The 9,677-nt window shown below is 70.8% G+C and carries 9 protein-coding genes; 8 read left to right on the top strand and 1 reads right to left on the bottom strand.

Translation table 11 applies throughout. The features are described from left to right. The 3 genes from VFZ20_RS09095 to VFZ20_RS09085 all read left to right on the top strand — a co-directional run. Nucleotides 1–545 (top strand): ATP-binding response regulator (locus VFZ20_RS09095; protein ID WP_329683546.1); only part of this gene is annotated, 545 nt, incomplete at its 5' end. Then, nucleotides 542–2,164, top strand: coding sequence for an ATP-binding protein (locus VFZ20_RS09090; RefSeq protein WP_329683545.1), 1,623 nt, complete (start codon nucleotides 542–544; stop codon nucleotides 2,162–2,164). The genes VFZ20_RS09095 and VFZ20_RS09090, both read left to right, overlap by 4 nt. 37 nt (nucleotides 2,165–2,201) lie before the next feature. Then, nucleotides 2,202–2,849, top strand: coding sequence for a response regulator (locus VFZ20_RS09085; protein WP_329683544.1), 648 nt, complete (start codon nucleotides 2,202–2,204; stop codon nucleotides 2,847–2,849). A 488-nt stretch (nucleotides 2,850–3,337) separates the two neighbouring features. On the opposite strand, the gene VFZ20_RS09080 is transcribed toward VFZ20_RS09085, so the two are convergent. After that, a complete protein-coding gene (locus VFZ20_RS09080) occupies nucleotides 3,338–3,511 on the bottom strand; it encodes a hypothetical protein (protein WP_329683543.1) in 174 nt (57 codons plus the stop codon). 606 nt (nucleotides 3,512–4,117) lie between these two features. Here VFZ20_RS09080 and VFZ20_RS09075 point away from each other — a divergent pair. From VFZ20_RS09075 to VFZ20_RS09055, 5 genes are all read left to right on the top strand, one after another. Beyond that, complete coding sequence (locus VFZ20_RS09075) at nucleotides 4,118–4,975, top strand: hypothetical protein (protein WP_329683542.1); 858 nt, start codon at nucleotides 4,118–4,120, stop codon at nucleotides 4,973–4,975. Nucleotides 4,976–5,068: 93 nt separating this feature from the next. Beyond that, entirely contained in the window at nucleotides 5,069–5,707 is a 639-nt protein-coding gene (locus tag VFZ20_RS09070) for an HD domain-containing protein (RefSeq protein WP_329683541.1), read from the top strand. A gap of 716 nt (nucleotides 5,708–6,423) precedes the next feature. Next, nucleotides 6,424–8,667 (top strand): ATP-dependent helicase, encoded by a 2,244-nt coding sequence (locus VFZ20_RS09065; RefSeq protein WP_329683540.1) that lies wholly within the window; start codon nucleotides 6,424–6,426, stop codon nucleotides 8,665–8,667. Nucleotides 8,668–8,797: 130 nt separating this feature from the next. Beyond that, nucleotides 8,798–9,259: a type II toxin-antitoxin system prevent-host-death family antitoxin gene (locus VFZ20_RS09060; protein WP_329683539.1), complete on the top strand. Its 462-nt coding sequence runs from the start codon at nucleotides 8,798–8,800 to the stop codon at nucleotides 9,257–9,259. Nucleotides 9,260–9,262: 3 nt separating this feature from the next. Then, on the top strand, nucleotides 9,263–9,677 hold a 415-nt coding region (locus tag VFZ20_RS09055; protein WP_329683538.1), incomplete at its 3' end, for a hypothetical protein.

Below are 9,677 nucleotides of genomic sequence, written 5' to 3'. Positions count from 1 at the left end.
CGCTGCGCCTGGCCGAGGCCATGGGCGGCACGCTCGTGCTGGAGTCCACGGGGCCCGAGGGGAGCGTGTTCCGCCTGGGCCTTCTCGGCGCGGCCAACCCCCTGCGCCGCGCGGAGGACGCCGGCATCCCCGCCGCCGCGGCGGACGACGGCCAGCACGGGACGGCCACGCTGCTGTACGTGGAGGACAACCTGGCCAACCTGAGCCTCGTCGAGACGTTCCTGCAGATGCGGCCCGGCTGGAAGCTGGTGCCCGCGCTGCAGGGGCGCATCGGCGTGGAGCTGGCGCGCGAGCACCGGCCGGACCTTGTCCTCCTGGACCTGCACCTCCCCGACATCCCCGGCGAGGAGGTGCTGCGGCGGCTGCGGGCCGATTCGCGGACGATGGACATCCCCGTCGTCGTCATCAGCGCCGACGCCACGCGCGATTCGCTGGAGCGGCTCCGGGCGGCGGGCGCGAACGCGTACCTGACCAAGCCGCTGGACCTGGACGACTTCCTGGCCACCCTGGAGGTGCACCTCACCCCCCGCCCGGATCCGGCATGACGAACGCGGTGCGCGGCTGCACGCTGCTGCTGGTGGACGACGAGGAAGCCAACCTGGACCTGCTGGAGGTGCTGCTGGAGGCGGAGGGGTACACCTCGCTCGTCCGCACGTCGGACGCGCGCAAGGCTATCCCCCTGTGGGAGAAGCACGCGCCGGACCTGGTGCTGCTGGACCTGCACATGCCCCACCGGGACGGCTTCGCAATCCTGGCCGACATCCGCGACCGCACGCCGCCGGACGACTATCGCCCCGTGCTCGTGCTGACGGCGGACGCCACGCCCGAGGCCAAGGAGCGCGCGCTCTCGTCGGGCGCCAAGGACTTCCTCAACAAGCCCATCGACGCGACGGAAGCCCTGCTGCGCGTGCACAACCTGCTGGAGACGCGCGTCCTGTACACGCAGCAGCGGATGGCGCGGCAGGCGGCGGAGCTGCTGGCGGAGGCCAGCCGCGTGCTGAACGCGTCGCTGGACGCGGCCACGGCCGTGGCGCAGCTGGCCCGGCTGGTGGTCCCGCGCCTGGCGGAGTGCTGCGCCGTGGACCTGGTGGACGCGGGCGGCGCCGTCCGCGCGGCCGCCACCCACGCGGACCCCGCGCACGAGTCCCGCCTGCGCGACGCCAGCCCCGCGCACGACACCGGCGGAGACGCGGCCCGGTCCGCGGACGGGGCGGAATTCCCCGCCCTGCTGGGCGGCTGCCCGGCGGAGGCGGCGCTCGTCGTCCCCCTGCGCGCGGCGGGGCGCGCCGTGGGGCGGATGATCCTGGGGCGCACGCGGCCCGGCGCGGGGTTCGGCGAGCAGGAGGTGGCGCTGGCCGAGGAGCTGGGGCGGCGCGCGGCCATGGCCGTGGAGAACGCGCGGCTCTTTGGCGAGGCGCGGGCGGCCACGGAGGCGCGGCAGCACACGCTGGCCGTGGTCGCGCACGACCTGCGCAACCCGCTCACGGCCATCCGCATGGAGGCGGAGATGATCTCCGCCATGCTGCAGCCCACGGCCAGCGCGTACGAGCGGGACGGCCTCAAGCGCATCCACACCATGACGGGGCGGATGGACGGCCTGATCCAGGACCTGCTGGAGGTGTCGCGGATGGAGCGCGGCGCCCTGGCCCTGGAGGTCTTCCCCCGCCAGCCGGCCTTCATGCTGGCCGAGGCGGCGCACGCGCTGCGCCCCCTGGCCGCCGCGCACGGCCTGCGCCTGGACCTGCGGGTGGACGAGGGCACGCCCCCCGTGCTGGCCGACGGCGCCCGCGTGGTGCAGATCATCAGCAACCTCGTGGGCAACGCCGTCAAGTTCACGCCGGAGGGCGGCAGCGTGACCCTGGCCTGCGCGCCGGGGGAGGGCGAGGTGCGCTTTTCCGTGACGGATACGGGCCCCGGCATTCCCCCGGAGCAGGTGCCGCACATCTTCGGGGCGTTCTGGCAGGCGCGCCACGCGGACCGTCGGGGGCTGGGGCTGGGCCTGTCCATCGCCCGCGGGCTCGTGGAGGCGCACGGCGGCCGCATCTGGGTGGAAAGCGAGCCCGGCCACGGCGCCACCTTCGTCTTCACGCTCCCGCTGGCCGACACGGACGCGCTGGATGCCGGCGCCCCCGGCGGATCCGCGTCCGCGCTCGCCGCCGGCTGACCTTCTCCTGATCCTCTCCCCTACCCGCGCGTTGCCGATGAGCCGGATTCTCGTGGTCGAAGACAGCCTGGACATCGCCGAGGGGCTGCAGCGCAGCCTGGAGTACGACGGCTACGAGGTGTCGCTGGCCACCAAGGCGGCGCACGCCCTGGCCGTGGCCACGGCCGACCGCCCGGCGCTCATCGTGCTGGACCTGGGCCTGCCGGACCGCGACGGCTACACGGTGCTGGAGGAGCTGCGCGGCCGCGGCGTGCAGACGCCCGTGCTCATCCTCTCCGCCCGCCGCGACGAGGCCGACAAGCTGCAAGGCTTTCGCCTGGGCGCGGACGACTACGTCACCAAGCCGTTCAGCATCCTGGAGCTGATGGCGCGCATCAGCGCCCTGCTGCGCCGCGCCGGTGCCGCGCCGGCCGCGTCGTCCGCCCCGACGGCAGGCGCGCCCGCCGCGGAGCCCGCCGCGCGGCCGGGTCCGCTGAGCGACGAGGCCCTGCGCGAGCGGTACGCGCTCACGGCGCGGCAGATCGAGGTGGCGCGGCTGCTGGGCGAGGGGTGCAGCAACGCCGAGATCGCCACGCGGCTGGAGATGAGCTACTACACGGCCCGCAACCACACCGAGCAGGTGCTGGGCAAGCTGGGCGTGAGCTCCCGCGCCGCCGTCGGCGCCCTGCTCTTCGGGCAGGGCTGAGGCCGGATCGACGCGGCGTTCGAGCGTGTGTACCGCACGTCGGCGAAAGCGGGCGACAAGCCCTCGTCCGCCAGAAAGGCGTCATCCTGAGGAGCCGCCGCGCCGATCCTGACCACTGCAGGGATGATGGCGGCGACGAAGGATCTTGCATGCAACGCGACAAGCAGATTTGGGGCACGTAGCTGACGTCTCGCTTTGCACACAAGATCCTTCGGTCGCGCCAAAGGCCTGCGTGCATTCACGCTTCGCGAGGCGCTCCCTCAGGATGACGCATCGAGGCAGGAGGTTTCATCGAAAAAGAAAAGCGGCGGACCGCCCCCCCAGGCGATCCGCCGCACTACATTCCCTCGTTCCCTGCACCCTTGTTCACCTACCCCTCGTACTGCTCCCCTCGTTCACCTACCCCCTCGTACAACTCCCCTCGTTCACCCTCGTACTGCACCCCGGTACTGCTCCCCGCATCACCCACTGCACCCACCCTGCATCCATCAGTTGCCGGCGGCGGTCTCCTGGGTCGCCGAGCGGCGGCGCCAGTGCGAAAGCGAGCTCAGCGACTCGGTCACGGGCACCAGGCCAAGGGCCCAGCGAATGGCGTTGATGGTCGTCGGGAACTGCACGATATAGCCGCGATCGGTGTGGCGGCGGTTGTATTCGGAGCTCATCGTCATATCTCGGTCTCGGATTTCAGCGCCGGCCTCTCACCGGCGATGCGGAGCGTCGTCGTCTCCGTGGGCAAAAGGATAATCCGCATCCGATTCCGTCACATGGGTTGATTGACCCATCACCCCAAATCGGCCCTCCGCGTCACCGGCGCGGAGGGCCGATCCGCATACTCCGCTCGTCGCATTCCACGCCCTCTCATGGCGAATCCGGAGAAAGACTTCCGATATAAACAACCTCCCGGCACATCGGGAAACAACATTCTCACACGGGGCCTGCGGCCAACGGAGTCAACGGTTTTTTTCTGATCAGTTACCGTTATCTCCGTTGGCCGCAGGCCCCGTGTGCAAATCCTTCCGTAGAGCCATCCCGTGCTCCCTGTTACGTCCACGAAGGATCTACCCGGAAATCCGGTATCACATGCGCGCGTCCGCTCGCGAGGAGCGAGCGCCGATCGGCGGAAATCCGCCGATGGGTCACCTGACCCGGGTTATCCGACTCATGTGGCGCCGGGGGACGCGCTGTATCCTTGGCGCACCCGGGAGGACGTTGCTCCCGCTGAACCTTGAGCCGGCCCCCGCGCCGGAGACCCACATAAAGGACGTACCATGCGCTACACTCACTGGACCACCCTCGCGGCGTCGCTCGTCTTCATCAACGCCGCGTGTACGATCGACAAGGCGGACGAGGGCCGCGGCGAGGCCTACGCGGCCACCCCGGCCCCGGCGCCCACCCTGGTGACCGTCACGGCGCGCGACTTTGCGTTCGAGGCGCCCGTGACGATTCCCGCCGGCATGACGACGGTGCGGCTGGTGAACCAGGGCAAGGAGATGCACCACGCGCAGCTCGTTCGCCTGGACGAGGGCCACACCATCCAGGAGCTGCTGCAGGCCGCCGGCGCGCACGGTCCCCTGCCGGAGTGGGCGCGCTTCGTGGGCGGACCGAACGTCCCCACGCCGGCCGGCTACAGCGAGGCCACGATGCAGCTGGACGCGGGCAGCTATGCGCTGGTGTGCCTGATCCCCTCGGCGGACGGCGTGCCGCACCTGATGAAGGGCATGGTCAAGCCGCTCACGGTGCAGCCGGCGCAGTCCGAGGCCGCCGCGCCCCGGGCCGACGTGGAGATGACCCTGCGCGACTACGCGTACGACATCACGCCGGAGATCACCGCCGGCCGCCACACCCTGCGCGTGGCGAACGCGGCCGAGCAGCCGCACGAGGTGGTGATGATGCGCCTGGCGCCCGGCAAGACCCTGCAGGACGTGCTGGGCTGGCTGGAGACCATGGCCGGCCCGCCGCCCGCCATGCCCGTGACCGGCACCAGCCTGCTGAGCAAGGGCGCCGTGAACCACGTAACGGCCGACTTCGAGCCCGGCGAGTACGTGCTGCTGTGCATGGTGCCCGACGCCGGCGACGGCAAGCCCCACGTGATGCACGGGATGACGCGGCAGATCACCGTCCGCTGACCGATACGGACGCGCCGCGGGTTCGCCCCGCGGCGCCGACGCAGTCCGAGTTTCCTGACAGACCCGAAGTTCATCCACCGAAGGAGCATCACCATGCCCACCCTGCGCAGCCTGTTCCGCGGATCCCGTCCTCGCCCCGCGCCCGTCCTGGACGAGGCGCACGACGATCGCCCGGCGGAGGCCCTGGTGCAGATGTCGTCCGCGCTGCTGGCGGCGCTGGAGGCCCGCAACGACGAGATGGACCTGGGCGGGCACGCCGTGCGCGTGGCGGACCTGGCGGACCGGCTGGCCGCGCGCCACGGCGTGGCGGACGAGCAGCGCGCCGTGCTGCGCCAGGCCGCGCTGCTGCACGAGGTGGGGATGATGGGCGTGCCGCGCGACCTGCTCGAAAAGCCGGAGCCGCTCACGGCGGACGAGCTGGCGCGGGTGCACGCGCAGGCGGCGTTCGCCGCGGAGATCGCGCGGGCCATGGCGGGCGACCTGGCCGCGACCGTCATCCGCCACCAGTACGACGACGAGGCCACGCTTCGCCGGATGCTGGGCGAGGGCACGGACGCCTATCAGCTCACCCTGCTCCTGCGCGCCGCCGACGTCGCCGACGTGGTCTCGCGCACGCACGGGGACGGCACGCCGTGGCTGCGCTTCGTACAGGCGACGGACGCGGCGATGGAGATGAGCATGGAGATGGACGAGGCTGCGGAAGCCGCGCGTGCGGAGGCGCTGGCGGCGTGAACCTCGCTGGGGTGGGTGGGTGGCTGGACGAAGGGTGGGGAGGGGCGGATGAGGGCGGGCGGAGGGGGCGCGGATCGGACGGCGCTCCCTCCGCTCGTTTTCGGGTGGGAGCGAGAGAAATATCCGTCTGAGAGGATGGAATGCGCGGCGGGCGGAGCGCCCCCCATCCCCTGCCCTTCCCCCATAAACGGCATGGGGGAAGGGGGATCACAGATCCTGCACCATGGTTGGCAGTCTGCCGGCCCGCGGAGAGCCCCCTCCCCCCGGCCCCCTGCCCCCGCTTCGCGGGGGAGGGGGAGAACTGATTTGGGTCTCGAATGAAACCCGCAGTTCAACCTCCCCCAGGTTTTTGGGGGAGGTGGGCGAGCTCCGCGAGCCCGGAGGGGGCGCCCGCGCGGGGTCTGCCACGAACGGGCCGCCATCCGTCCCATCGGAAAGGCCAAGCACAGTCGGCGAGATCCTTCGGGGCCACACGCATCCAGCGCGGTCGGGTTCTGCGAGGGCCCCTCAGGAAGACAACGCGTCCGATCGTCAGGCCTCTCCGCCGACATGCCCCGCCCCGCCTCGCATCCGCAAATCCGCACACTCCGCCCGGTAGACAGGCCGGGGCGGCGGCCACAGATTCATCCCCTCGCGGACGGTGCCCAGGGCGCCGCGCCCGCCCTCGCCGGGAGCCACTCCCGCACTTTCGCACTCTCGCACTTTCGCACTGGAAGTTGTCGCACGTCCCGCACTACCTGCGCGAGCTGAACCCCGAGCAGCAGCAGGCCGCGCTCGCCACCGAAGGCCCCGTGCTCGTCCTGGCCGGCGCCGGCTCGGGCAAGACGCGCATGCTCGTGCACCGCATCGCGTACCTCATCCGCGACCGCGGGGTGCATCCCAAGAACATCCTTGCCGTGACCTTCACCAACAAGGCCGCCAAGGAGATGCAGGAGCGCGTGTCGCGCATCGTGGGCAAGGAGGCCAAGGGCGTGCTGCTGAGCACCTTCCACTCGCTGGGCGCGCGCATCTTGCGCGACCACGGCGCGCTGGCGGGGCTGCCCAAGGACTTCTCCATCTATCCCACGGGCGACCAGCTGGCCGCCATCAAGCGCATCATGACGGAGGAGGTGCACGTCACCGCCACCATGGGCGACGACGCGTACGACATCAAGCGCATCCTCTTTCAGATCAGCGACTGGAAGAACCGGCTCATCACGCCCGACGAGGCCCGGCGCGAGGTGGCCGAGGGGCCCATCAAGGGCAACCGCACGGACGACTACGCCGTGCTGGCCAGCGACGTGTACCCCCGCTACGAGCAGTCGCTGCGGGCGGCCGGCGCCTGCGACTTCGACGACCTGCTGCTGCTGCCCGTGCAGATCCTGCGCGCGCACACGGACGTGCGCGAAAAGCTGTGGAAGCGCTGGCGGTACCTGATGATCGACGAGTACCAGGACACCAACGGCGCCCAGCTGGAGATGGCGCGGCTGCTGGCGGGGCCCCTCAAGAACCTGTGCGTGGTGGGCGACGACGACCAGTCCATCTACGCCTGGCGCGGTGCCGACGCCACCAACATCCTGGACTTCGAGCGCCACTACCCCGGCGCCCAGGTCGTCATCATGGAGGAGAACTACCGCTCCACGCAGCGCATCCTGGACGCCGCCAACGCCGTCATCGTCCACAACACGGCCCGCAAGTCCAAGCAGCTGCGCACGGGCAACGGTCCCGGCCCCAAGATCGACCTGTGGACCTTCGGCGAGGAAAAGGACAAGTCCGCCGAGGAGATGGAGGCGGAGATGATCGCCAGCGAGATCGGCGTCCGCCGGTTCCGGGAAAAGCTGGGGTGGGGCGACTTTGCCGTCCTGTACCGCACCAACCTTCAGTCCAAGCCCATCGAGGAGCAGCTGCGGGCGGCCAACGTGCCGTACCGCGTGGTGGGCGGGCAGTCGTTCTTTGACCGCAAGGAGGTGGCGGACCTGGTGGCGTACCTGCGCGTGGTGCTGAACCCCAAGGACGAGGTGGCGCTGCGGCGCATCATCAACTACCCCGTCCGCGGCATCGGGCGCACGACGCTGCTGAAGCTGGTGGACGCCTCGCGCGCCGTGCCCCAGCCCCTGTACGAGACGCTCAAGCGGGTGGAGCAGGTGGACGGCGTGAACCGCGCGCAGGCCGAGGCCGTGCGCGCGTTCGTGGACATGATGGAGGAGCTGCGGATGGAGTTCCACTCCACGCAGGCCGCCATCGACCACGGCATCACCACGGAGCGCACGCTGGTGGGCTTTACGCGCGAGCTGGTGAAGCGGGTGCGGCTGGAGGAGGCCGTCCGCGCCGACAACTCCAAGTCGGAGCGGGCCACGGAGGTGCGGCTGGAGATCCTGCGCGAGTTCGTGGGGAGCATCGAGCGGTTCGAGCAGCGCACGTGGGCCAGCCGTCCCCCGCCGGACGAGGAGGACGCGTGGGACCCGCCGTCCATGCGCGCGTTCCTGGAGCGCGTCTCGCTCACGGACGAGGACGACCGCAAGGACAAGGAGGAGGAGAACCCCGAGCTGGTGACGCTGATGACCATGCACAGCGCCAAGGGGCTGGAGTTCTCGCACGTCTTTATCGTGGGGCTGGAGGAAGACATCCTGCCGCACTCGCGCAGCGTGAACGCCGCGGCCGCCGCCGAGGCCGAGGCGGAGGAGGAGTGGAAGACGTGGGACGCCAACGGCGCGGGCGACCCCATCGCCGAGGAACGGCGCCTGTTCTACGTGGGCATCACGCGCGCGCGGCACCGGCTTACGCTCAGCGGCTGCGCCACGCGCCGCCAGCGCGGCGACGCGGCCCCGCGGCAGCCCTCGCGCTTTTTGAAGGAGATCCCGCCGGAGCTGCTGGAGGCGCGCAACGCCGGCGCGGGCGTCACCTCGCTCACCAAGGAGGAGAGCAAGGAGATGAAGAAGAACTTTTTCGCCGAGATGAAGGCCATGCTGGGCAACGGCTGAGCCGATTCGCCGCTGGCGCCTTCGGCACGCTCCGGAGTGGTCGCATGTGTACACGGGAGATCCGGTCCAGGATCTCCCGTGTTTGCTTGCCTGAACGTCGATCTCGGGCGATATTGTGTACACAGTCCGGATGGCCGTCGTCGAAGCCTGTCTAACCGGAGGAGCCATGGGAATCGGCGTACGCGAAGCGCGCCAGAACCTGCCGACGCTCATCAAGCGGGCGGCACGGACCGATGAAGACATCCAGCTCGGGTCGCGCGGAACCGACGAGGTCACCCTGGTCTCCACGCACAAGTACGAGCGCATGCGGCAGGAGCTGGATCGGCTGCGGAGCCAGATCCGGCGGCTGAGCGCGCGGCTGGAGCCGCTGTCGGACAGGACCGACCGGCTTGCGGACGAGGAGCGTCCGTTCGCGGGGCTTCAGCGGGCGCTTGAGGAGGGACGGCTGGGCTTCGAGCCGGACCCGTCGCCGCGCGAGCGCACGTTCTTTCCGGACTACGCCGGGACGAGCGCCATCACACGCGAGGAACGCATCCGGATCGGCGGCCGCACTCCACAGCCGGAGTTTCGCCGGACGCTGCCCCGGGCCTGACGCATGGCGGACTATCTCCCCCAGCCGCACGCGGCCCTTCGGCAGGGGGACGTCGTGCTCGCGCCCAGTGCGGTCCTCCTCGCGGGCCACGAGGCGGCCGCGGACGACGTGCCCGCGCCTCCCCGCCTGGGAGAACGCCGCCTGAGCCTGCCGTGGCGGCTGGACGGGTCGCCACTCGCGCCGGATGTCCTCGTGGAAACGCTCCTGGCGCCAGTGCTGGTGCTGAGCCACGACTGCCACCTCGAAAAGGACTTCAACGAGCGCGTTCGGGAGCTGATCGCCGCGGGAATGGCGCAGGAGGAGGCCCTGGACGTCGCATCCTCTGATCCGGCGCTGGACCCGTTCGCCGTCGTTGCTCCCCTCCAGCTGTATTCCACCGTCCCCGCGCACAGGCACGCAGGCATCCGCACGGGAGACC

The sequence above is a fragment of the Longimicrobium sp. genome, assembly GCF_036280135.1.
Classification (GTDB): domain Bacteria; phylum Gemmatimonadota; class Gemmatimonadetes; order Longimicrobiales; family Longimicrobiaceae; genus Longimicrobium.
Note: the sequence above shows the minus strand (reverse complement) of the source record. Positions and strands in the feature narration are given on the sequence as shown.

Bases quoted from the DNA above. Each gene is read 5' to 3' on its own strand.
- VFZ20_RS09080 (WP_329683543.1), bottom strand. From the start codon at position 3,511: ATGAGCTCCGAATACAACCGCCGCCACACCGATCGCGGCTATATCGTG.
- VFZ20_RS09075 (WP_329683542.1), top strand. From the start codon at position 4,118: ATGCGCTACACTCACTGGACCACCCTCGCGGCGTCGCTCGTCTTCATC.
- VFZ20_RS09060 (WP_329683539.1), top strand. From the start codon at position 8,798: ATGGCCGTCGTCGAAGCCTGTCTAACCGGAGGAGCCATGGGAATCGGC.
- VFZ20_RS09085 (WP_329683544.1), top strand. From the start codon at position 2,202: ATGAGCCGGATTCTCGTGGTCGAAGACAGCCTGGACATCGCCGAGGGG.
- VFZ20_RS09090 (WP_329683545.1), top strand. From the start codon at position 542: ATGACGAACGCGGTGCGCGGCTGCACGCTGCTGCTGGTGGACGACGAG.
- VFZ20_RS09070 (WP_329683541.1), top strand. From the start codon at position 5,069: ATGCCCACCCTGCGCAGCCTGTTCCGCGGATCCCGTCCTCGCCCCGCG.